Annotated in this window: 23 protein-coding genes; 17 read left to right on the top strand and 6 right to left on the bottom strand. The window is 38.7% G+C overall.

Annotation, left to right across the window (positions count from 1 at the left end; translation table 11 throughout):
- The first annotated feature begins 659 nt into the window (after positions 1 to 659).
- The 5 genes from RI844_RS08000 to RI844_RS07980 all read left to right on the top strand — a co-directional run bounded on the left by RI844_RS08000 (position 660) and on the right by RI844_RS07980 (position 5,250).
- Entirely contained in the window at positions 660 to 917 is a 258-nt protein-coding gene (locus tag RI844_RS08000; protein ID WP_348397923.1) for an OadG family protein, read from the top strand.
- A gap of 9 nt (positions 918 to 926) precedes the next feature.
- Entirely contained in the window at positions 927 to 2,693 is a 1,767-nt protein-coding gene (oadA, locus tag RI844_RS07995; protein ID WP_348397922.1) for a sodium-extruding oxaloacetate decarboxylase subunit alpha, read from the top strand.
- Between the two features lie 11 nt (positions 2,694 to 2,704).
- Positions 2,705 to 3,835 carry a sodium ion-translocating decarboxylase subunit beta gene (locus tag RI844_RS07990; protein WP_348397921.1) on the top strand — a complete coding sequence of 377 codons (1,131 nt, stop codon included), beginning with the start codon at positions 2,705 to 2,707 and terminating at the stop codon, positions 3,833 to 3,835.
- Between the two features lie 103 nt (positions 3,836 to 3,938).
- The gene (locus tag RI844_RS07985; protein WP_348397920.1) at positions 3,939 to 4,865 is read left to right on the top strand and encodes a peptidylprolyl isomerase; all 927 of its coding nucleotides are present in this window, start codon (positions 3,939 to 3,941) and stop codon (positions 4,863 to 4,865) included.
- A 31-nt stretch (positions 4,866 to 4,896) separates the two neighbouring features.
- Complete coding sequence (locus RI844_RS07980) at positions 4,897 to 5,250, top strand: VOC family protein (RefSeq protein ID WP_348397919.1); 354 nt, start codon at positions 4,897 to 4,899, stop codon at positions 5,248 to 5,250.
- Between the two features lie 67 nt (positions 5,251 to 5,317).
- Here RI844_RS07980 and RI844_RS07975 read toward each other — a convergent pair whose 3' ends face one another.
- The 6 genes from RI844_RS07975 to RI844_RS07950 form a co-directional block, all read right to left on the bottom strand.
- Positions 5,318 to 6,718, bottom strand: a complete 1,401-nt coding sequence (locus tag RI844_RS07975; protein WP_348397918.1) for a DEAD/DEAH box helicase — start codon at positions 6,716 to 6,718, stop codon at positions 5,318 to 5,320.
- A gap of 369 nt (positions 6,719 to 7,087) precedes the next feature.
- Entirely contained in the window at positions 7,088 to 8,344 is a 1,257-nt protein-coding gene (locus tag RI844_RS07970; RefSeq protein WP_348397917.1) for an AmpG family muropeptide MFS transporter, read from the bottom strand.
- Positions 8,345 to 8,443: 99 nt separating this feature from the next.
- The gene (locus RI844_RS07965) at positions 8,444 to 8,773 is read right to left on the bottom strand and encodes a hypothetical protein (protein WP_348397916.1); all 330 of its coding nucleotides are present in this window, start codon (positions 8,771 to 8,773) and stop codon (positions 8,444 to 8,446) included.
- A 170-nt stretch (positions 8,774 to 8,943) separates the two neighbouring features.
- Positions 8,944 to 9,555 carry a peptidylprolyl isomerase gene (locus tag RI844_RS07960; protein ID WP_348397915.1) on the bottom strand — a complete coding sequence of 204 codons (612 nt, stop codon included), beginning with the start codon at positions 9,553 to 9,555 and terminating at the stop codon, positions 8,944 to 8,946.
- Between the two features lie 5 nt (positions 9,556 to 9,560).
- A complete protein-coding gene (locus RI844_RS07955; RefSeq protein ID WP_348397914.1) occupies positions 9,561 to 10,121 on the bottom strand; it encodes a YajG family lipoprotein in 561 nt (186 codons plus the stop codon).
- A 6-nt stretch (positions 10,122 to 10,127) separates the two neighbouring features.
- Positions 10,128 to 11,264, bottom strand: a complete 1,137-nt coding sequence (locus RI844_RS07950; RefSeq protein WP_348397913.1) for a methyltransferase — start codon at positions 11,262 to 11,264, stop codon at positions 10,128 to 10,130.
- A 78-nt stretch (positions 11,265 to 11,342) separates the two neighbouring features.
- On the opposite strand from RI844_RS07950, the gene RI844_RS07945 reads away from it, so the two are divergent.
- The 12 genes from RI844_RS07945 (at position 11,343) to nqrF (ending at position 23,238) form a co-directional block, all read left to right on the top strand.
- A complete protein-coding gene (locus RI844_RS07945; protein ID WP_348397912.1) occupies positions 11,343 to 11,957 on the top strand; it encodes an alpha-ketoglutarate-dependent dioxygenase AlkB family protein in 615 nt (204 codons plus the stop codon).
- The gene (bolA, locus tag RI844_RS07940; RefSeq protein WP_348397911.1) at positions 11,954 to 12,268 is read left to right on the top strand and encodes a transcriptional regulator BolA; all 315 of its coding nucleotides are present in this window, start codon (positions 11,954 to 11,956) and stop codon (positions 12,266 to 12,268) included. Before RI844_RS07945 ends, bolA begins: the two co-directional genes overlap by 4 nt.
- Before the next feature lie 259 nt (positions 12,269 to 12,527).
- Positions 12,528 to 13,064, top strand: coding sequence for a TRAP transporter small permease subunit (locus tag RI844_RS07935; protein WP_348397910.1), 537 nt, complete (start codon positions 12,528 to 12,530; stop codon positions 13,062 to 13,064).
- Positions 13,064 to 14,434 carry a TRAP transporter large permease gene (locus RI844_RS07930; RefSeq protein WP_348397909.1) on the top strand — a complete coding sequence of 457 codons (1,371 nt, stop codon included), beginning with the start codon at positions 13,064 to 13,066 and terminating at the stop codon, positions 14,432 to 14,434. Before RI844_RS07935 ends, RI844_RS07930 begins: the two co-directional genes overlap by 1 nt.
- A 46-nt stretch (positions 14,435 to 14,480) precedes the next feature.
- On the top strand, positions 14,481 to 15,575 hold the full coding sequence (locus RI844_RS07925; protein ID WP_348397908.1) for a TRAP transporter substrate-binding protein: 1,095 nt from the start codon (positions 14,481 to 14,483) through the stop codon (positions 15,573 to 15,575).
- A gap of 188 nt (positions 15,576 to 15,763) precedes the next feature.
- Complete coding sequence (gene fabV, locus RI844_RS07920) at positions 15,764 to 16,954, top strand: enoyl-ACP reductase FabV (protein ID WP_348397907.1); 1,191 nt, start codon at positions 15,764 to 15,766, stop codon at positions 16,952 to 16,954.
- A gap of 436 nt (positions 16,955 to 17,390) precedes the next feature.
- A complete protein-coding gene (locus RI844_RS07915; RefSeq protein WP_348397906.1) occupies positions 17,391 to 18,725 on the top strand; it encodes a Na(+)-translocating NADH-quinone reductase subunit A in 1,335 nt (444 codons plus the stop codon).
- A 2-nt stretch (positions 18,726 to 18,727) separates the two neighbouring features.
- Positions 18,728 to 19,930 (top strand): NADH:ubiquinone reductase (Na(+)-transporting) subunit B, encoded by a 1,203-nt coding sequence (locus RI844_RS07910; RefSeq protein WP_348397905.1) that lies wholly within the window; start codon positions 18,728 to 18,730, stop codon positions 19,928 to 19,930.
- Positions 19,923 to 20,696 carry a Na(+)-translocating NADH-quinone reductase subunit C gene (locus tag RI844_RS07905; RefSeq protein ID WP_348397904.1) on the top strand — a complete coding sequence of 258 codons (774 nt, stop codon included), beginning with the start codon at positions 19,923 to 19,925 and terminating at the stop codon, positions 20,694 to 20,696. Before RI844_RS07910 ends, RI844_RS07905 begins: the two co-directional genes overlap by 8 nt.
- Complete coding sequence (locus tag RI844_RS07900) at positions 20,696 to 21,322, top strand: NADH:ubiquinone reductase (Na(+)-transporting) subunit D (RefSeq protein ID WP_348397903.1); 627 nt, start codon at positions 20,696 to 20,698, stop codon at positions 21,320 to 21,322. Before RI844_RS07905 ends, RI844_RS07900 begins: the two co-directional genes overlap by 1 nt.
- 4 nt (positions 21,323 to 21,326) lie before the next feature.
- A complete protein-coding gene (gene nqrE / locus RI844_RS07895; protein ID WP_348397902.1) occupies positions 21,327 to 21,950 on the top strand; it encodes an NADH:ubiquinone reductase (Na(+)-transporting) subunit E in 624 nt (207 codons plus the stop codon).
- Between the two features lie 61 nt (positions 21,951 to 22,011).
- Positions 22,012 to 23,238 (top strand): NADH:ubiquinone reductase (Na(+)-transporting) subunit F, encoded by a 1,227-nt coding sequence (gene nqrF / locus RI844_RS07890; RefSeq protein ID WP_348397901.1) that lies wholly within the window; start codon positions 22,012 to 22,014, stop codon positions 23,236 to 23,238.
- Positions 23,239 to 23,476: the final 238 nt, after the last annotated feature.

Here is a 23,476-nt window from a genome sequence, read left to right as displayed (position 1 = left end):
TAGCTCTGCGGATACTCAAGTATATTCGAAAAAGTACACTGTCACCGACATAATGCGTTCATCCCTGAACCTGTCGACGTTAGCACTTCCTGTACGTTATTCCGCAATGCTTTTGTGTGGAACCTCCTGCCAAGTATCGTGCTTTGAACATTTATACTTTAAAACCACAATACACTGAAGGAGGTCCTGGAACTCGCTAAATGTCCTTAGGGATGACGTTGTTTAAGTTAACAAACATAGTGGATCCTCAAACATGTTTAGAAAAAGTTCACCGTCACCGACATAATGCGTTCATCCCTGAACCTGTCGGCATTAGTACTTCCTGAACGTCATTTCACAATGCTTTTGTGCGGAGCTTCCTGTCGGTATAGATCATTAAAAACTTATTATTTGTCTAATATCTAGCAAGTAAATTGGTAAATTGTTAGTTTATGAACATTAAAATTTTAAATTTATAAAATGGCCATGGTAAGACCAATTGCCCAAAATAATTATTTTTTATAACTAAATTAGAATAAATACTCAAAAAAGTCTAAAATATACCAACATTTTGCTTTTTTTGACTATTGACAAAAATTATTTACAAGCAATTGACAATTGATCATTGCTAAAAGAAATTGGAGTGATTATTCTATTTCTTTTAACTGAAGAGTTAGGTTATGGAAAATTTATCTGAAACATTTACTGAAGCAGCGATTCTTATGCTTGTCGGCATGGGGTTTGTCTTTGCTTTTCTTGGTTTGTTAATTATTGCTATTGGTTTATTAGCAAAGTTTGCCAGCCAATTTCCTGAAACTGCTCCAGCTACCAATAAGATAAGCACTGGTAGGGCTGCAAATAATGAAATCCCAGCCGGTGTTGTTGCTGCAATAACTACTGCAGTTACTCAATATCGCAAGAATAATGTAAAGAATTAGGAGCAAGGTATGTCAAGTCCATTAGGAATTACTGAAGTTGTACTAAGAGATGGTCATCAATCATTATTGGCCACTCGTTTTCGTTTAGAAGACATGTTACCAATCGCAAGTAAGTTAGATGATATTGGCTATTGGTCAATTGAGTCATGGGGTGGTGCCACCTTTGATTCTTGTATCCGTTATTTAGGTGAAGATCCATGGGAGCGCATCCGTAAATTAAAAGCGGCAATGCCAAAGACTAAGCAGCAAATGCTATTTCGTGGTCAAAACATTCTTGGTTACCGCCATTATGCTGACGATGTTGTAGAAAAATTTGTTGAACGTGCTCATGTAAATGGTATTGATGTTTTCCGTATTTTTGATGCGATGAATGATCCTCGTAACCTAGAAACTGCAATTAAAGCGGCTGTTAAGGTTGGCGCTCACGCTCAAGGTACTCTTTCTTATACTGAAAGCCCTGTTCATAGCTTACAAGGTTGGTTAGATATGGCCAAACAACTTGAAGATATGGGCGCACACTCTTTATGTATTAAAGATATGTCAGGTTTATTAAACCCATATGATGCAGAAGAGTTAATCACTAAATTGAAAGAAACAGTTGAACTACCGCTTGCTCTTCATTGTCATGCTACGACAGGTTTGAGTATGGCAACACATATGAAATCTATAGATGCAGGTGTTGACGTTATTGATACGTCAATATCATCAATGAGTATGACTTATGGCCACTCACCAACAGAAGCTATAGTTTCAACTGTTCAAGGCCGTGATCGTGACACTGGATTGGATTTAACTAAGCTTGCGGAAGTTGCAGCTTATTTCCGTGATGTTAGAGAGAAATACGGTAAGTTTGAAGGAAGCCTTAAAGGTGTAGATTCAAGAATATTACTCGCTCAAGTTCCTGGTGGCATGTTAACTAACATGGAAAATCAGTTAAAAGAGCAAGGTGCTTCTGATAAATTTGATGAAGTATTGCAAGAAATACCACGTGTTCGTAAAGAGCTGGGTTACATTCCTTTAGTAACACCAACATCACAAATTGTTGGTACTCAATCAGTATTAAATGTTTTAACAGGTGAACGATATAAATCAATTACTAAAGAAACTGCTGGTGTATTAAAAGGCGAATATGGTGCAACACCTGCTGAGGTTGATAATGCTTTACAACAGAAAGTATTAGATGGTGGTGACGCGATTACTTGTCGTCCAGCTGATTTATTAACACCAGAAATGGACAAGTTATCAGATGAGCTTACCGAATTAGCAAAAGAGAAGAATATCGAACTTGCTGAAGAAGTCATTGACGACGTGTTAACTTACGCATTATTCCCACAAATTGGCTTGAAGTTCTTAGAAAATCGTAACAATCCTGATGCATTTGAACCTGTGCCAAGTAAAGACGATGTTAAGCTTGCTGCTGCGAATGATGGCAAGCCGGAAAGCTATGCTGTGCAAGTTGACGGTAAAGTTTACGATGTAGTTGTCGCACCAGGCGGAAGTATTGAAAATATTTCACCTGCAGGGCAGGCAGCACCAATTGCTGCAGCACCAGCAGCAGCTCCAAGTGGTGAAAGTTTAAATGCACCATTAGCCGGTAATATATTTAAAATACTGGCCAAAGAAGGTGATGCAGTAAATGAAGGTGACGTTGTTATCGTAATGGAAGCGATGAAAATGGAAACTGAAATACGCGCAACAGCTTCAGGTACAGTGAGTATGGTTAACGTTAAAGAAGGTGATGCTGTCGCAGTTGGTGACGCATTGCTAACGCTATAAAAGGATAACTCATGGAGTCTCTATACACCCTTTGGTTATCTACCGGTCTGGCAAATTTTGAATTTGGCCAAGTGATCATGATGTTGGTAGGTTTAGGTTTATTATATTTAGCAATTGCTAAAGGTTTTGAACCACTATTATTATTACCAATTGGATTTGGTGCCATTTTAACAAACATTCCAGTTGCCGGTTTTAGTGAAGTTGGCGGTTTGTTACATTACATCTACTACGCTGGTATTGATACCGGGATCTTCCCGTTATTGATTTTTATGGGCGTAGGAGCAATGACTGACTTTGGTGCGTTGATTGCTAACCCAAGAATGTTGTTTTTAGGCGCTGCAGCCCAGTTTGGTATTTTCGCTACTTTGTTTGGTGCGATTGCTTTAAACGCAATACCTGGCTTTGATTTTAGTCTTAAAGATGCATCTGCTATTGCTATAATCGGCGGTGCAGATGGTCCTACTGCTATTTTCTTAGCCTCTAAGCTAGCGCCTGAGTTGCTAGGTGCAATTGCTGTTGCTGCATATTCATATATGGCACTGGTGCCAATTATCCAGCCGCCAATTATGAAAGCGTTAACAAATGAAGAAGAACGCAAAATTGAAATGAAACAATTACGCCATGTGACTAAGATTGAAAAAATGATCTTCCCACTAGCGGTATTGTTGGCGACCATATTCTTCTTACCCGCAGCAACGCCACTGGTTGGTATGTTCTGTTTAGGTAACTTGATGCGTGAATGTGGTGTGGTTGATCGATTAAGCTCAACAGCACAAAATGAATTAATCAACATTGTAACCATTTTCCTTGGTTTAGGTGTTGGCTCAAAGTTGAGCGCAGAAGCGTTCTTAAATGTTGAAACCTTAGGTATATTGGCACTTGGTGCTGTTGCATTCTCTATCGGCACGGCAGCAGGAGTTTTAATGGCTAAACTATTAGGCAAGCTATCTAAAGACCCTATTAACCCATTAGTTGGCGCAGCAGGTGTTTCTGCCGTTCCTATGGCTGCTCGTGTGGTTAATAAGGTAGGGCTTGAAGCTAACCCGCATAACTTCCTGTTAATGCATGCAATGGGGCCAAACGTTGCCGGTGTACTTGGATCTGCAGTTGCTGCAGGTGTATTATTGGCATTGGTTGGTTAATTACTACAAAAAAAGATAACTTGCTAGCTGTTGCTATCAAGACTAGGCCGGAGTAAATTATTTCAATAATTTACTCCGGCTTTTTTATGGACAACTCTTAATTATGCGATTTAAAACAATAAGAAAATATTACAAACTCGCTGTCATTAGCTGCCTTTGGTTAAATGTCTCTGCTTGTAATAACGATGAACAAACAAATAATGGCAACAAACCAGATGTGGCTGAAAGTATTCCTAATGAACAAGCAAGCAATAAACCTTGGAAGCAAGTAGAACAACAAAATTTAATCTATCTTGAGTTGGATACCGGCACTGTAACTATCTTACTTGCTGATTTTTTTGCGCCAAAGCACACTAAATACATTCAGGATTTAGTTAATGAAGGCTTTTATGATGGTTTGCCGTTATATCGTGTAATTGAGAACTTTGTGGTGCAAGGTGGAGATAAAAGTAATCAAAAGGCAAGTAATGTAAAACGAAGCATAAAAGCAGAGTTTGAACGAGATATACATACACAAACGCCCTTTAGTTTAGTACAGCAAAATGATTTATTTGCGGAGCAAACGGGCTTTATTAATGGTTTTGCCGTGGGCCGTTCAGTTACCGAAGGTAAGGAATGGTTGATCCATTGCCCAGGCGCAATTAACTTAGCCAGAGGACTTCACCCTAATTCAGGTACAACCGATTTTGCCATTATGTTTGGTACTCCACCAAGACATCTGGATCGCAATATGAGTGTATTTGGCCGTATTATTGTCGGTTGGGAGCACTTTTATCAAGTCAAACGTGGCCCTAAAGATGCAGGTGGAGTGTTCAAAGATACCAATAAAGCAAGTCACATTGTAAAAGCTTATTTAGGCTCAAGCCTCGATTTAGAAAAACAGCAAAGCGTCTTTATTGAAAACACCGCAACACCGGCATTTAAACAAAGAATAGAGAAGCGGCGCAAGTTGGACAATGACTTTTATCAGTACAAAGGTAATGGCAATATGGACGTATGCTATTTTCCGGTTAAAATTAAGTTCAAGTAGGCGTTTACTTTTAGTTACAAGAGAGAATATTATGGATGGTCATGAAAAGATTAATTATTTAGAGCTTCCTGCAAAAAATTTAAATGCCATTAAACGTTTTTATCAAGACACCTTTAACTGGAAATTTGTTGATTACGGCGACGAGTATTGTGCCTTCAATGACGGGGTGATTAATGGCGGCTTTTATCAAGCGGATAATCATAGTAGTTATGAGCAGGGCGGGGCGTTAATTGTACTTTACAGTAAGTACTTAGAAGAGAGTGCTGCGAAAGTTTTAAATAACCAAGGTATTATTGTTAAACCTATTTTTGCATTTCCTGGTGGCCGCCGTTTTCATTTTACCGACCCAAATGGCAATGAACTAGCCGTTTGGTCCGATAAATAATGAAGCCAAAAAAGTAGGGTCAGTGTCAGGTTATTTTTAAATAACCTGACTCTGACCCTACTTTTTATCAACCTGCTGTTCTTCTGCCTCTGTTACCACCACTTGGTTTAGAGCCACCTGCTGGTTTAGGTCTGCGATTTCCTGTTGGTTTACCGTTACCACCGCTGGTGTTTTTAGCATAAGGATTGTCTTGGCTAGTGTGTCGTTTGTTTTTTCCTGTTGGCTTGTGCCCTCTGGCGTTATCGCCGCTACGTTGCCCATCTTGATGTTCAGTTCTTGGCTTTTTCGGTTTTTTCGCTTTAAATGGACGAACATCTTTTGAAGCTGGCACTGGGTTAGCTGCTTGAAACCCATCAACTTCATTACGCTCTAACAACTTTTGTGTTAAGCGTTCAATGGCAACGAGTAATTTAAACTCGTCAGCACAGACTAATGAAATAGCATGGCCTGTACTGCCTGCTCTACCTGTACGACCGATGCGGTGCACATAATCTTCAGCGACATGTGGCAATTCAAAATTAACAACTTGTGGTAATTGATCAATATCTATACCACGAGCGGCTATATCGGTTGCAACTAAAACTCTTATTGCACCTTCTTTAAATTGCGCCAGTGCTTTTGTTCTTGCGCCTTGGCTTTTATTGCCATGAATTGCCAATGCTTTAATGCCATCTGCTTCAAGGTGTTTGGTAAGTTTATTGGCTCCGTGTTTGGTTTTTGTAAACACTAACACTTGTTCCCAACGATTATGGCCTATTAAATAAGATAGCAAGCGTGCTTTTTTGTTTTTATCTGTTGTATAAACAAGCTGCTCAACTGTTGCCGCTGTTGCATTGCGCGGCGTAACTGAGATTTCAACCGGGCTATTTACTAAACCTTTGGCCAATTCGCGAATTTCATCAGAGAAGGTTGCGGAGAATAATAGGTTTTGTCGCTTTTTCGGCAACAGGGCAATAATTTTTTTGATGTCGCGAATAAAGCCCATATCAAGCATTCTATCGGCTTCATCTAACACTAAAATTTCTACTTGATTAAACTTAACAGCATTTTGTTGATACAAGTCCATTAAACGCCCGGGGGTGGCGACTAAAATATCAATGCCGCCGCGTAGACGCATCATTTGTGGGTTTGCCTTTACACCACCAAAAATAATATAAGAGCTTAATCCTAAGTTCTTACCATAGGTTGCAACACTATCACCGACTTGAGCGGCAAGTTCACGTGTTGGTGTTAGTATCAAGGTTCTAATATGATTCGGCTTTACCTTTTCACCCTTCGACAACCTTTCTAAAATAGGCAACGTAAACCCTGCTGTTTTACCTGTACCCGTTTGCGCCGCAGCCATTACATCTTTACCGGCAAGCACCGCTGGGATTGCTTGTTCTTGAATTGGAGATGGAGTGTCGTAACCTTGTTTGGCAACTGCAGATAAAATTGGGGCTGATAAGCCCAAAGAGTCAAAGCTCATAGAAAAATCTCTTGGTTAAATAGAATGTGTGTTCACAGTAAGTTCAGCCTGTAAGCCGGCGCAGCTTACAGTATAGTCATTGTTGATGCAAACAGAGGCGTTTTATGCTTTGGTAAACTGAAGAGATTATTGGGTGAGGTAAATCATTAAGGTAAAGAAACCGACAATGATCAAATTAAATGCAATGATATAGCCAAAACCTATTAGGCCTTGCTTTAATGTGTAATTATGCTTTTTTAGGTACCATAACCATACTAAGCTCATGATTATCGGGATTAAGAAAAACAAACGGATCATATTTTAAAAAGCCTTAAGTAGTTGTTTTAATTTATTATATGTAAATAGCATAGCACAGCTTGATTTATTCATTTAATCTTTTGGGTTCCATGGTGCTACTTTAAAAAGCATTAACATTCCAGGGATTGCCAGAGCAGTACATAAAAAGAAAAATGATGTCCATCCCATCTGTTCAACAATAAAGCCGGTAGATGCATTGGCAAATGTCCTTGGTAAAGCTGTAAGTGCGGTAAACAATGCAAATTGAGTTGCAGCAAATGTTGGATTAGTTGTTTTAGCGATAAACGCGGTAAATGCTGCGGTGCCTAAACCTACACCTAAATATTCAAAGCCCATAGCAAAAGCTAAAGCGTAAGTATTGTGACCTATTTCGGCTAATGCGGCAAAGCCGAGTATTGAAATGATTTGTACAAAACCAAACAGCCATAGAGCTCGGTTTATGCTGAGTTTGATCATAATAATGCCGCCAACAGCTAAGCCTATGGTCATGGCAATTAAAGAAGCTGTTTTGGCAACTACGCCAATTTCAGTATTGCTAAATCCTAAATCAATGAAAAACGGGGTTTGCAGGGCCGTTGCCATGTTGTCACCAAGCTTATATAAAAATAAGAATGACAAAATCATTAACGCAGACTTAATTCCTTCTCTATTGATAAAGTCTTTAAATGGCAAAACAACCGCTTGTTTTAGCGTTTGTGGTGCGTTAGCTTCTCGTCTTGCTTCACTGACACAAAGAGTCATGATAATACCTGCCAGCATAAATGCCGAAACGATAAAGAAAACCATTTGCCAAGGTATATGATCAGCTAAAATGAATCCTAACGAACCAGGCACTAATCCTGATAATCGGTATGCTTGTACGTGAATCGAATTGCCTATGCCTAATTCATGATCTGGCAATAATTCACGTCGGTAAGCATCGAGTACAATATCTTGGCTGGCACTGAAAAATGCTACAGCAGCGGCTAAATAAGCAACAGTCCAAATAGACATTGTTGGGTTAACGTAACCAAAACTAGCAATAGATATTAATAAACATACCTGCGTAAACAGCATCCAGCCACGACGGCGACCCAAAAAAGGAAAGGAATACCGGTCCATTGCTGGAGACCATAAAAATTTCCATACATAAGGAATGCCAATTAATGAAAATAAACCAATTTCAGCAAGGCTCACCCCTTCGCTACGTAGCCAGCCTGGTACTAATTGATAGAGGAAAAACAGCGGCAAACCAGAACTAAAGCCGGTAAATATACAAATAAGCATGCGCTTATTTAAAATAGCGTCTTTAATTGTCGGTGTTTGAGTTGCAGGCGTAAGGGAAGACATTGGAAAAAGCCTAAATATTTTTATTTATTACAGACTTAAGGCTAACAAATGCTCGATAAAAAAAGAAGCAAATAATAGAAGGGGAGTCTGATTAGTTAATTAATCGACAGGTCGCCAGCCAACACAGTGAATTGGATAAGCGCCATGGCCTTTTAGAAATTCTAAACAGGTAGTGATTTCTTCGGTTAATGCGTCATCGTCTTCTAAATTGTTAATAGAACCTAACTTTAACTCATGAATGAGATGCCAAAATACTCTTTCTCTTGTACTGCCAGGCGTTTCGTCGGTAACATTTAATTGTCCCCACTCTTCAAAGCAGTCCCAGATAAAACTTTCTACTTCAGTATGATGAACAGAGCTCTTGAGGAGGGCCTCAAGAAAATACATTAACTGTGATATTTTGTCATTTATGAAAATTTCGATATGCAAATTACTCACCTAAGTTAAACATCTACACAACTCAAATTTGCGAGTTACCCTAAAGCCTAGATGAGAAGTTTTTATATTGCGAATATATTAATGTTAAAAGTCGTTTAATTAATCATCCACAATCTGACAATTACTAAAAAAGCTAGTTGGTTCGGCAGATTTAGTTGAATTTATGGCATTTCTAGATGAAGGTAATCTTCAGGTAGCAATGTCGCTTTGATTAATATTATTGGCTTTAGAGGAACGTCTGGCCAACCTTGCCCTTCATGAAAATCAGTTTCACTCGCCGCCATTTTCTCTAACACTTCTTCGCCAAATGTTACCGAGCCAAACACAGTATAACCCCAAGAACGGCCAGGATCTAGGCTAGTATTTTCACCTACATTAAAATAAAACTGTCTGATAGAGCTGTGTGGATCATGTTGGCGCGCCATAGCAATAGAGCCAAAAGTATTTTTCAAACCATTACCCGATTCATTAAATATAGTGTCATGTTCTCTTTTGGGAATAAAGTTCGCGTCATAGCCACCGCCTTGTACAACAAAATCACTTATTACTCGATGGAAAATTGTATTGTTATATTCCCCTGAAATTACATAAAAGAGGAAATTGTTCACCGCGATTGGCGCTTTTACTCGATCAAGTTCAACAATTATCAAACCATGAGAAGTTTCCATTTTAATTTGCGGATATAAGTTATTAGCATCAATTATTTTTTGTTTTTTTGCTGCATGGCTAGACAAGGTAATTAAACATAAAAACAAGCTGGCTAATAAACGCATTTGGGTTATCCCTTAATAAAGTTTTGTAATTGTTGATCTTCCAAAACTTGCAAAATAAGTTTAGCAAGTTGAACATTGAAATCACGCTGTAATTCGTCAATGTCAGCGGTTAATGCACCGCGAGTCGTAGCTCTAAGAGTGAATGTTTTCGATAAAGTCTGTACTGGGTTTTCAACTTTTACTTTTAATTTTATGATGGTGTTTGCGCGGTAATCTAAAACATCTTGATTTACATATGTACGCGCTCGTTCAACATTAAATTCGACTTGAAGGTCAGAGTTATCAGCAACATTTAAACCTTGTGACGTCATCTCGCTAGTAAACTTTGCGACCAATACATCTTTCAATGAGCTTGTTGTACCAATTAATGTTGATGGATCTTCTGCGCTCAATAACTCAACAATATGTGCGGCAGAACGCAAATCGTTTACCGAAATTTGGGCGGTTAAGTTTTTATAAATTTGACCTGTCTTATTGGTCACAGTAGGGTTTAATGTAATAGCCGTTGGCTCATTGGCACAACTTATAACTAATAATAGTGATAAAACAACAGGGATAAATTTCAATTTTTATTACTTCTTCGCTGATAAAATGACAAACTTGGAATTACTAGCAATTGTCTCACAATTTCCAAATAAACGTTGTAATTTAATGTGATATGCAAGTTGCCTGTTGCCTATTATCCTTAATTCCCCGCCTTTTTTCAAAGCATTATAGCTCTGTTTAAACATTTGCCAGGCGATATGGTCAGTAACAGCTGCTTGTTGATGAAAAGGCGGGTTGCATAACACTAAATTAAAACTGCTTGATTCAACATCAGTTAAACAATCATTGACGTAAAAGTGGCATTGACTTTCTTTGTTTGGTAAGTTGTTGATAATATTGTCTTTAGTAGATTGTATAGCCATGAATGATTCATCATAAAAATGCAGATTTATTTCTGGGTTTTTAGCCAGCATAGCAAGCCCAATTACCCCATTACCACAACCTAAATCGGCAACGTTAATAGCACCATTTACGGTTGGTAGATTTTCAATTAAATTGCGGCCACCTATATCCAAACTGTCGCGAGAAAATACATTGGCTAAATTGGATATGGTAAAGTCAGTTTTCTCTAACGGCCAAACTTTAGGTTTGGGTAATGCTGTTTTTTTAGATTTATCTAATTTTGAAAAAATTAATCGAGATTTTTTTACTGCCAATGATGTTTTAGTTTCACCAAGATGTTTTTCAAAAAGGTTTAGTGTTGAAGTGTGAATGTCTTTAGCACGAGCTGCGGCAATTATTAATGTATCGTTATTTGCACATTGTTGTATTTGTTGTAATTGATATTCTAAATACGCCTTACTTTTTGGTAGTTTTAAAATAACAATATCTACAGGAGTGTCGATTCTTGTTAAACTGTCAACAAAGCTGATGTTATCCAGGTCAATATAATTGCTATCAAGATTATATTTTATGCCTTGCTGGGAAATATAAGAGTCGTGTATAAGTTGCAGGTTATGCTGAAATAAATTAACCGTTAATGCACCAAAACTATCATTAAAAATGACAATATTTTTATTCTCGTTTAATAAATTGTTTTCTTGCAAATAATCAATGATATATTCATCTGCAGAATCCCATGCTTGTAAGCTTCGATTAACTTGCGCAACAGGAAAACGCTCCAAGTGAATAGGCTGGTCGTTTTTAAAGAAAGGGCTTAACATAAATTATTTTCAATAGTAATAAGTGGCGCTATTATACCTATAAATTTAGTGATCATAGAGAAAGTTTGTAAAAGGTTGATGAAATTGTTTCACAAAAATGACACACCGCCAGAAAGTTACTGTCAGGGAGACCTATTATATTGGCCCGGTTTTTATTCAAACCAACAGGCTAATGAGTTCTATAGCGCGTGTGTTGAACAACTAGAGTGGCGCCAAGAGCAAATAAAAATGTTTGGTAAACAGGTAACTATTCCAAGGTTACAGGCTTGGTATGGTGATGCCGATGCCAAATACAAATATTCTGGACTACCATTAACTCCCTTACCTTGGCATGAAACACTGTTAACAATTAAAGAACACTGCCAAAAACAATTAAATACTCACTTTAATTCTGTTTTGGCAAACTATTATCGTGACAATAACGATTCTATGGGCTGGCATAGTGATAATGAAAAACAGCTAGGCTTGCAGCCAACTATTGCGTCACTATCGTTTGGCCAAGAGCGAAAGTTTTGTGTAAAACATAAATGCAGTGGCGAAAAAATTAATTTAACTCTACAATCGGGAAGCTTGTTAGTGATGCAAGGTGATTTACAACAAAACTGGCAGCATGCCTTGCCTAAATCAACCAAACCATTACAAGGGCGAGTGAACCTTACTTTTCGTAACATACACAATTTGGAATCATCATGACCATAGCCGCTATCATAGAACAAAAATTATTAGCCGCATTTAACCCGATATACCTTGAAGTAAATAATGAAAGTTTTATGCATAATGTGCCAGAAGGCAGTGAATCTCACTTTAAGGTAGTGATCGTAAGTGATAAATTTGATGGTCAACGGTTAATTGGACGTCATCGACAAGTAAATGCAGCATTAGCTGAAGAATTAGAAAACCATATCCATGCTTTAGCAATGCATACTTATACTTCTGAACAATGGCAAACTATGAATAACGGTGAAATTCCCAAGTCGCCAAATTGTATGGGCGGTGGTAAATAACAGCAACTAAGTTTAATTTAACGCTATTTGATATTACCTAGGTGATTATACCATATCCATCAATTGTCTGATTATTTTGACTGGTTAAAACAAATAACTACTGCGTTATAAAATACTTAAGTATAATAACTACTTATGAAATTTTATGCCTTGTATTTATCCGTTTTTCCTCACTCAAAAATAGACACAAAATAATGGAGTTGGTATTCATTTTCTGTTATTTATAAACAATAATAAAAATATGAATTTTGAGGAATTAATGTTCACCTCCTTTTTACGTCGGTTTATTTCAATAGCTGACGCTGTTTCCGAAACTCTTGGCAAGACCATCGCTTGGTTAACTCTATTGATTGTAGTGTTAACTTTTACCATTGTGTTATTGCGTTATGGTTTCAATATCGGCTGGATCGCAATGCAAGAAGCTGTTCTTTATGCCCATGGTGCGGTGTTTATGTTAGGTGCTGCTTATACCTTAAAACACGATGGTCATGTAAGGGTCGATATTTTTTACAACAAATTTTCTATTAAACAAAAAGCCCTGGTTAATCTCTTTGGTACCTTATTGCTATTAATGCCGGTTTGTATTTTTATTTTTTATATCAGTATCGATTACGTTTTAATGTCATGGGATATTTTAGAAAAATCAAAAGAGCCTGGCGGCATTCCCGCCGTTTATCTTAATAAGAGCCTGATCTTATTGTTGGTTATCACGTTAACCTTCCAAGGCTTAAGCGAAATAGCTCGTAATATTCTGTTACTTAAAGGTGAAAACCAGAAGTTAGCAGGAGATAAATAATGGAATATTTATCTTTATTAATGTTTGTTTGCATATGTTTGGTATTATTACTGGGCTACCCGGTTGCTTTCTCTTTGGCGGGTACCGCGCTTGTTTTTGCCGGTATTGCTAACCTTATGGGGTATTTTGACAGCTCATTTTTATCCGCTTTGCCATCACGCTATTATGGAATTTTAAGTAATCAAACATTACTTGCCGTGCCCCTGTTTGTGTTTATGGGCTGTGTATTAGAGCGGGCAAAAATAGCCGAAGATTTATTATCAACCATGGCACAGTTGTTTGGACGATTTCGTGGTGGCTTGGCCATCTCGGTGACTATTGTAGGAATGCTTCTTGCCGCGAGTACCGGTATTGTTGGTGCAACTGTAGTCACTATGGGCCTGTTATCTTTACCTACTATGATCAAGCGTGGTTACGATCAATCCTTTGCCACAGGGATCATTTGTGCCACTGGTACGCTAGGGCAAATTATTCCGCCTTCAATCGCCTTAGTGTTACTCGGTGATGTATTGTCAAACTCTTATCAGTTAGCGCAATTGAAGTTAGGCAATTACAATCCGGATACGATTAGTGTCGGGGATTTATTTGCTGGCGCTGTAATTCCAGGCTTGATCTTAGTTGCTTTGTACATCAGCTATTCGATTTATATGGCGGTAATGAACCCTGACAAAGTGCCTCCGGTAAATTATGATGACCACCCCTCAATCAGTATTGCTATGCTGTTTAAGTCACTGTTCCCGCCACTAACCTTGATGGTGGTAGTTTTAGGCTCTATTTTAGCCGGTTTTGCTACACCTACTGAGGCTGCTGGTGTTGGTGCTTTCGGCGCACTAATTCTTGCTGCGCTTAATGGTCAATTAAATTTAACCAACCTGAAAATAGTCATGGATAGTACTGTTAAAGTGACTTCTATGGTGTTTTTGATTTTAATTGGTGCAAGTTTATTTTCATTAGTATTTAGGGGACTTGGTGGCGAAGAATTGATCCAAGATTTCTTTAGTCAATTACCTGGTGGCGCAATAACAGCGACATTGTTGGTAATGTTGGTGATTTTCCTACTTGGTTTTATACTTGATTTTATTGAGATCACCTTTGTTGTAGTACCAATTATTGCACCAATTCTGTTTATGATGGACATTAATCCGATTTGGCTTGGTATTATGATCGCAGTAAATTTACAAACATCATTTTTAACGCCGCCATTTGGCTTTGCGTTGTTTTATCTACGCGGCGTAGCTGATAAATCGATTCAAACGATAAAAATTTATAAAGGGGTTATTCCTTTTATCTTTATGCAAATTATACTGTTAGTCGCCTTAGCAGTTTGGCCAGAATTAGTTACTTGGCTACCGCATAAAATATATGGTTAACTATTAACTTAAAAACAAAAAAATATAAATGGATTAATAACTCATAATGAAATCAATTATTAAACTAAGCTCAATTTTACTAACTTCACTGTTATTAACAGCTTGTGGTGAAAAGCAGCAAAACTCAGACAATGCTCAAATAGTTAAGCAGCAAACCTTTGAATGGAAGTTGGTAACCTCATGGCCGAAAAATTTTCCCGGTTTAGGTCGAGGTCCTGAAACATTTGCTAAGTATGTTGAAAAAATGAGTGGCGGGCGCTTAAAAATAAAAGTATACGGCGCAGGTGAGTTAGTTCCTGGCTTTGAAGTGTTCGATACTGTTTCTGCGGGTACTGCAGAAATGGGGCATAGTGGTGCATATTACTGGAAAGGTAAAATACCAGCAGCATCATTTTTTGCCGCTGTACCGTTTGGCATGAATGCTACAGAAACCAATGCTTGGCTCCAATACGGTGGTGGCTTAGAGCTTTGGCAAAAACTGTATAAGCCATTTGGCATTATCCCTATGGTTGGCGGTAATTCAGGTTTACAATTTGCCGGTTGGTTTAACAAAGAAATTAATTCTATTGACGACTTAAGTGGCCTTAAAATGCGCATTGGTGGGATTGGCGGCGAAGTAATGAGCCGAGCAGGAGCTGTACCCATTAATATGCCTGGTGGTGAAATATTTTCATCATTACAAAGCGGCGCACTAGATGCATCTGAGTGGGTAGGGCCTTATAATGATTTATCATTTGGTTTTTATAAAGCAGCAAAGTATTACTACTCATCGGGTTGGCAAGAACCAACGGCAACGCTAGAGTTTTTAATTAATGAAAAAGCATTTGCTAAGCTGCCACTAGATTTACAAGAAATCGTCACAGTAGCAACACGTGCTGTAAATGATGATATGTTAAGTGAATATACCGCAAGAAACAGCTCTGCATTGAAAACATTAAAAGAAAAGCACGGTGTTCAGGTTCGAACATTCCCGCCTGAAGTAATGCAAAAATTAAAGGCAACCACCGCACTGGTTATTGAAGAAATGGCTGCTAATGAACCATCAGTTGCTGAAGTTTGGACATCATATAAAGCATTTTATGATGATATAAGTGCTTATCATAAAATCACAGAACAAGCTTATCTTGAAAATAGACAATAAATAGTGCTGTTCAAGCTTGGTTTTATAAAAGCGTAAAAAATATTGAAATAATTGGCTGCTCTGACCTCATTACAGCTAAAAGTTGCTACAATAGCGTCAATTAACTTTTTCTAAAGCGATTTGTTATAACAATCAACTTGCTATAGCTGAGTCGCTAAACATAAATTAACAATAATTAAGGTTTTATTATGGTTATCAAGCCAAAAGTACGTGGTTTTATTTGTACAAATGCTCATCCTGTTGGTTGTGCGCAACACGTTAATGAACAAATTGCTTACGTGCAATCGCAGCCTCAAGCCGATACCAAGCCGAAAAACGTATTGGTAATTGGTGCATCTACTGGTTACGGTCTTGCCTCTCGAATTACTGCTACTTTTGGTAACGGTGCAAGCACATTAGGTGTGTTTTTTGAAAAAGAACCTTCAGAAAAACGTACGGGTTCAGCTGGTTGGTATAACACTGCCGCATTTCAAAAAGCTGCTGATGAAGCAGGGATTTACTCTAAAAATATCAATGGTGATGCATTTTCTAATGAGATCAAAGCACAAACCATTGAGACTATTAAAGCCGATTTAGGCAAAATTGACTTAGTTGTTTATTCATTAGCATCTCCACGTCGTACTGATCCAAATACTGGTGAAGTTTATTCATCTGCTCTTAAGCCTATTGGTAGTGGTTTTACCACGAAAAGCTTAAACACGTCTAAGCGTGTTATTGAAGAAGTGGCGGTAGAGCCTGCTTCTGAAGAAGAAATCGCTGGAACTATCAAGGTTATGGGCGGCGAAGATTGGGAGCTTTGGATGAATGCTCTTAATGAAGCTGGCGTATTGAGTGACAATGTTAAAACCGTTGCTTACACCTACATTGGTAAGCAATTAACTTGGCCATTATACGGTAAAGCGACAATTGGTCGTGCTAAGGAAGACTTAGACCGTGCAGCTACTGAAATTCGCAAAGTAACCAACCATTTAAATGGTGAAGCGTTTGTAACCTCACTTAATGCGGTGGTTACGCAAGCAAGCTCAGCCATTCCAATTATGCCTTTATATATTTCAAGCTTGTTTAAAGTGATGAAAGAAGATGGTACTCAGGAAAATCCTATTCACCAAATACAAGGCTTATTCCGCGATAACCTTTACAGCACAGAGCGTTCAATTGGTGAACATAACCGTTTAATGCAAAACCTGAAAGAACTAGAAGATGATGTTCAAGACAGAGTGCAAACAATCTGGGACAGTGTTGATACTGATACCATAGATGAGCTTACTGATTACACTGGTTACAATCACGAGTTTTTAAAGCTTTTCGGTTTTGAGGTTGATGGCGTAGATTACGATGCAGATGTTAGCCCATTAGCCGAGATAAATAATTTAGTTTAATTTTAATTAAACTACATTTATTAAACTTTAGTCGAGCCCCTGCATTTGCAGGGGTTGTTTTTTCCCTTTTATCCCTCCTGTAAGCGATTTTTTGTCGCAATTTCGAATGATTTAGTCGTTGTTTTTATTGATTATTATAAACCTGCACCGCTAATTTTAACTATTTTGAGTTAAATTGTTATTAAATGTGTACCTGTCCATAGAAATCATAGGGCTATTTATGTTAAAATCCGCGCCAGAAATTTTAACTTAGAGCTCTTGTTTGTAAACGGCTGATGTTTATATCAGGTTGATTAAGTAATTTCCCTCTCTAAGGGAGTGAATTTAATCAAATTGGTATTAGCTGCTTATCATTCAAGAAACACTGAATTAATAACCGCTCATAATTAGGGCTATTAATTTTAAATACTCCCGTCAAAAAGTAGTGCATGTGTTTATGATTACAATAAAAAAAGGTCTGGATATTCCTGTTAAAGGTGTTCCCCAGCAAGTAATCCATGATGGTTCGACCATCAATACTGTTGCAACATTAGGTGAAGAGTTTGTGGGTATGCGCCCAACCATGTTTGTAAAAGCAGGTGACAGCGTTAAAAAAGGTCAGGTTCTTTTTGAAGATAAAAAGAACCCAGGCGTTAAATTCACAGCCTCAGCAGCCGGTGTTGTAAAAGAAATCAACCGTGGTGAAAAGCGTGTTTTACAATCTGTTGTTATTGAAGTAAATGGCAGCGAAGAAGAAACATTCAACGCATATTCAGCTGATCAAATATCATCTTTATCTCGTGAAGATATAGAAGCTAACCTAGTTAATTCTGGTTTGTGGACAGCATTACGTACTCGCCCATATAGCAAGGTTCCTGCCTTAGGTAGCATTGCGGCAAACATATTTGTTAGTGCCATGGATACTAATCCATTAGCTGCTAACCCAGAAGTTATCATTAATGAGCAAAGTGAAGCGTTTGAAAACGGTTTAGCTGTATTAGCTCAATTAACTTCAGGTAAAGTATTTGTTTCTAAAGCGCCTGGTGCAAACATTCCTGCCGGTAAAGCGACTGTAAATGAATTTGCTGGTAAGCATCCTGCAGGTCTTGTGGGTACACATATCCATTTCTTATCTCCTGTTTCTGCAGATAAAGTGGTATGGCACCTTGGTTACCAAGACGTAATCGCTTTTGGTACCTTATTTACCTCTGGTAAGTTAGATACTCAGCGTGTTGTATCAGTTGCAGGTCCTGCAGTGAACAACCCTCGTTTAGTTCGTACTGTACTTGGTGCAAGTACAACTGAATTAACTGCTGGCGAATTAGCAAGTGGTGATGTACGTGTTATTGCTGGCTCTCCTTTACAAGGCTCTACAGCACAAGGTGTTCATGCTTATCTTGGTCGTTATCAAGTACAAGTAACTGCCTTGAATGAAGGCCGTGAAAAAGAATTCATTGGTTACATGATGCCTGGTGCTAATAAGTTCTCTGTTACTCGTGCATACCTTTCGCACTTCTTCCGTAGCAAAGTATTTAACATGACAACTACAACTAACGGTTCAGCTCGTGCCATGGTTCCTATTGGAAACTATGAGCGAGTAATGCCATTAGATATTTTACCTACCTTGTTACTACGTGACTTGTGTGCTGGTGACACCGATGGTGCTCAGCAACTAGGTGCATTAGAGCTAGACGAAGAAGATTTAGCACTTTGTACATTCGTATGTCCTGGTAAAACCGATTATGGCGTTATCCTTCGTGATTGCCTAGCCACTATTGAAAAGGAAGGTTAGACATGGGCTTGAAAAAGTTTATTGAAGATATCGAGCCGCATTTTGAAAAAGGCGGTAAGCACGAGAAATGGTTCGCATTATACGAAGCCGTTGCAACGGGCTTATTTACTCCTGGTTATGTAACCAAGGGTAAAACTCATATCCGTGACAGTATTGATCTTAAACGTATTATGATCACTGTTTGGTTAGCAGTATTCCCTGCTATGTTTTTTGGTATGTACAACATCGGTTACCAAGCCGTTGATGCTTTATCTGCGGGTTATGCTTTAGCTGATTCTTGGCAGGTTGGTCTATTCCATATGGTTGGCGGTCAATTAACTGCTGATTCTGGCTGGTTTAGCATGATGTTTTACGGTGCATTTTTCTTCCTACCTATTTACGCCACAGTATTTATTGTTGGTGGTTTCTGGGAAGTATTATTTGCCGCAGTGCGCAAGCACGAAGTAAACGAAGGTTTCTTCGTAACTTCAATTCTATTTGCTCTTATTTTACCGGCAACTATCCCTTTATGGCAGGCTGCTTTAGGTGTTACTTTCGGTGTAGTTATTGCCAAAGAAATCTTTGGTGGAACTGGTAAAAACTTCTTAAACCCGGCATTAGCGGGTCGTGCATTCTTATTCTTCGCATACCCTGCAGAGATTTCAGGTGATGCAGTATGGGTTGCTATCGATGGTTTCTCTGGTGCTACGCCTCTAAGCGCTGCTTTAGCTGGCACTGTAGATTACTCAATCAATGCTGATTGGTGGGATGCTTTCTGGGGTTTCATCCCAGGCTCAGTTGGTGAAGTTTCAACATTTGCTTGTTTACTCGGTGGTGCATATATCCTTTATAAAGGTATTGCTTCATGGCGTATTGTAATTAGTGTATTCGGAGGCATGGTAGCGACAGCGTTCCTATTTAATGCAATCGGTTCAGACACTAATGCAATGTTTGCTATGCCTTGGTACTGGCACTTAGTTGTTGGTGGTTTCGCCTTTGGTATGATGTTCATGGCAACCGATCCGGTAACTATGTCATTTACTAACACAGGTAAGTACTTCTTCGGCGCGTTAGTTGGTGTAATGGTTGTACTTGTACGTGTTGTTAATCCAGCATTCCCAGAAGGCATGATGTTAGCTATTTTATTCGCTAACTTGTTTGCACCATTATTTGACTACTTCGTAGTTCAGTCAAACATCAAACGGAGGCTTGCACGTAATGTCTAGTAAAAAAGAAAGCTTCATCGGAACCGTTGGTTTCGTAATGGTAGTTTGTTTAGTATGTGCGGCCTTAGTATCTGTTTCAGCAGTACAATTAAAGCCTTTACAAACAGCGAACAAATTACTTGATAAGCAAACTAAAATTTTAGAAGCCTCTGGCTTGTTAGAGCTTGGTCAAGAAAAGGGTATCGTGCCTACTTACAATCAGTTCGTAACAGCGAAAATGATTGACGTTGCAACGGGTGATTACATTGACGGCAACGCTGATTTGTTTGAAGAGCGTCGTGATGCTCGTGATGCAGAAAAATCTAGTAAGCCTAACAATGATATAGCTGGTATCAGCCGTCGTGCAGATACACAAGTTGTATACTTAGTAACAGATGGCTCTGGTTCAGTTAACACGGTAATTTTACCAATTGTTGGTTCAGGTCTTTGGGATCTTATGTACGGTTTCATCGGTTTAGAAGCCGATATGAATACTGTTAAAAGTGTTGTTTACTCAGATCATAAGGAAACTCCGGGCTTAGGCGCAGAAGTAATGAACCCTAAGTGGAAAGCCTTATGGCCAGGCAAAAAAATGTATGACGACAATGGTGATATTGCTATTCGCATCGTTAAAGGTGGCGCTAAGTCAGGTGATATGCACGGCGTAGATGCATTATCTGGTGCAACGCTTACCAGTGTTGGTGTTGAGAAAACAATCCACTTTTGGTTAGGTGAAGAAGGCTACGGTCCTTATATCTCTAACATTCGTGAAAAGGGGCTTAACTAATGAGCGATGTAAGTACTAAAAAAGTATTAACGCAACCAATTGTTGACAACAACCCTATTGCATTACAGGTACTTGGTATTTGTTCTGCGTTAGCGGTAACCAGTTCAATGGCAAACGCTTTAGTAATGACTTTAGCAGTTGTTATCGTAACAGCGTTTTCAAATTTATTTATTTCGATTATTCGTAATCATATACCTTCAAGTGTACGTATTATCGTGCAAATGGCGATTATCGCGTCTTTAGTTATCGTGGTTGACCAAGTGTTAAAGGCTTTTTCATACCAGTTATCTAAAGAACTTTCGGTATTCGTTGGTCTAATCATTACTAACTGTATTGTAATGGGCCGTGCAGAAGCATTTGCGATGAAAGAAAAGCCAGTAGTAAGCTTTATGGATGGTATCGGTAACGGTTTAGGTTACGGTGCAATCTTAATGGTTGTTGCTTTCTTCCGTGAGTTATTTGGTTTTGGTACTTTCTTCGGGATCGAAGTTTTACCACTAGTACAAAACGATGGTTGGTATCAAGCCAACGGTCTGTTGGTATTACCATTTAGTTCGTTCTTCATCATTGGTTTAGTCATCTGGGCGATTCGCCAGTGGAAACCAGAGCAAGTAGAGAAGGATTAATCTGATGGAACATTATTTAAGTTTATTTATTAAAACTATTTTCATTGAGAACATCGCCTTAAGTTTCTTCCTAGGTATGTGTACATTCCTGGCGGTTTCAAAGAAAGTTAGCACGGCAATGGGTCTTGGTGTTGCGGTAATTGTGGTTCTAGGTATTGCGGTACCAGCTAACCAAATTATCTATCAAGCGATCTTAGCACCAGGTGCATTAGACAGCATGATGGGTATTACAGATCCAAAAGAATCTATTGATTTAAGTTTCCTTTCTTTCATTACGTTTATCGGTGTAATTGCTGCATTGGTTCAAATTTTAGAAATGGTTCTTGATAAATTCTTCCCAGCTTTATATCAAGCCTTAGGTATTTTCTTACCGCTTATTACTGTTAACTGTGCAATTTTTGGTGCCGTATCTTTCATGGTAGCGAAAAACCTAACACTAGGTGAGTCAGTTGTTTACGGTATTGGCTCAGGAGTTGGTTGGGCGTTAGCGATTGTTTTACTTGCGGGTATCCGTGAGAAAATGAAATATTCTGACGTACCAGAAGGTTTGAAAGGTTTAGGTATTACGTTTATTACCGCAGGATTGATGGCATTTGGCTTTCTATCTTTCGGTGGTATCTCGTTATAAAGTTAATGTTGTTTAAAAGGCTGTTTCAGCCTTTTAAACTCGAAGTACAAAGGAAAATACTATGCAAGAAATAATTCTCGGCGTAGGCATGTTTACCGCTATCGTTGTTGCTTTAGTGTTAGTGATTTTATTTGCTAAATCTAAATTAGTAGCCGAAGGTGATGTAACTATTTCGATTAATGGCGACCCTGAAAAAGCAGTTACCACTGCTGCGGGTGGCAAACTTCTTGGTGCATTAGCTGACCAAGGTATTTTTGTACCGTCTGCCTGTGGTGGCGGTGGTACATGTGGCCAGTGTCGTGTTGACGTGCATTCAGGTGGTGGTGATATCCTTCCTACTGAAGAAGGTCACATTACCAAGCGTGAAGCGAAAGAAGGCTGTCGCTTAGCATGTCAAGTTGCTGTAAAACAAGACATGGAGATTGAACTTGAAGATGAAATCTTCGGTGTTCAACAATGGGAATGTGAAGTTATCTCTAACGATAACAAAGCAACGTTCATCAAAGAACTTAAGCTGCAAATCCCTAATGGTGAATCTGTACCGTTCCGTGCTGGTGGTTACATTCAAATTGAAGCGCCTGCGCATCACGTTAAATACTCAGATTTCGATATTGATGAACAGTATCGTGGCGACTGGAACCACTTTGGTTTCTTCGATGTAGAATCAAAAGTTGAAGAAGACACATTACGTGCCTACTCAATGGCGAACTACCCGGAAGAAGAAGGCATTATTATGCTTAACGTGCGTATTGCTACGCCGCCTCCAGGACGTTTACATTTACCTGCTGGTAAAATGTCTTCATACATCTTTAGCTTAAAAGCTGGCGATAAAGTAACTATTTCAGGTCCATTTGGTGAGTTCTTCGCGAAAGAAACTGAAAACGAAATGGTATTTATCGGTGGTGGTGCTGGTATGGCGCCAATGCGTTCACACATTTTTGACCAACTTAAGCGTCTTAAATCAAAACGTAAAATGAGCTTCTGGTACGGTGCGCGTTCTAAGCGTGAAATGTTCTATGAAGATGATTACAACGGCTTAGCCGCTGATAATGATAATTTCGACTGGCATGTGGCACTTTCTGATCCACAACCAGAAGATAACTGGGATGGTATGACAGGTTTCATTCATAATGTACTTTATGAAAACTACCTGAAGGACCACGAAGCGCCAGAAGATTGTGAGTACTACATGTGTGGTCCACCAATGATGAACGCGGCAGTTGTCGGTATGCTTAAGGATTTAGGCGTAGAAGATGAAAATATACTTCTAGATGACTTTGGTGGCTAAAATTTGTAGCTTAACTTGATTATTAACACTATTTCAGCGTTGGTAATGCTCACTTACTAAAGTAAGCTCCGCGCTAGCGCCTTGAACTAGTGACAATACTCAGTGTTAACCATTCAAATTTATGGTTATAAAATGAAAAGACGACTTAGGTCGTCTTTTTTGTTTTTAGGTTGGCGTGAATTTATTCGCGCGTTATGGCGTAGCCATTTTCTGAGCTAGGTTGAACCTATTCAAGCGT

The organism is Thalassotalea fonticola (assembly GCF_032911225.1).
GTDB classification, from domain to species: Bacteria; Pseudomonadota; Gammaproteobacteria; order Enterobacterales; family Alteromonadaceae; genus Thalassotalea_A; species Thalassotalea_A fonticola.
Note: the sequence above shows the minus strand (reverse complement) of the source record. Positions and strands in the feature narration are given on the sequence as shown.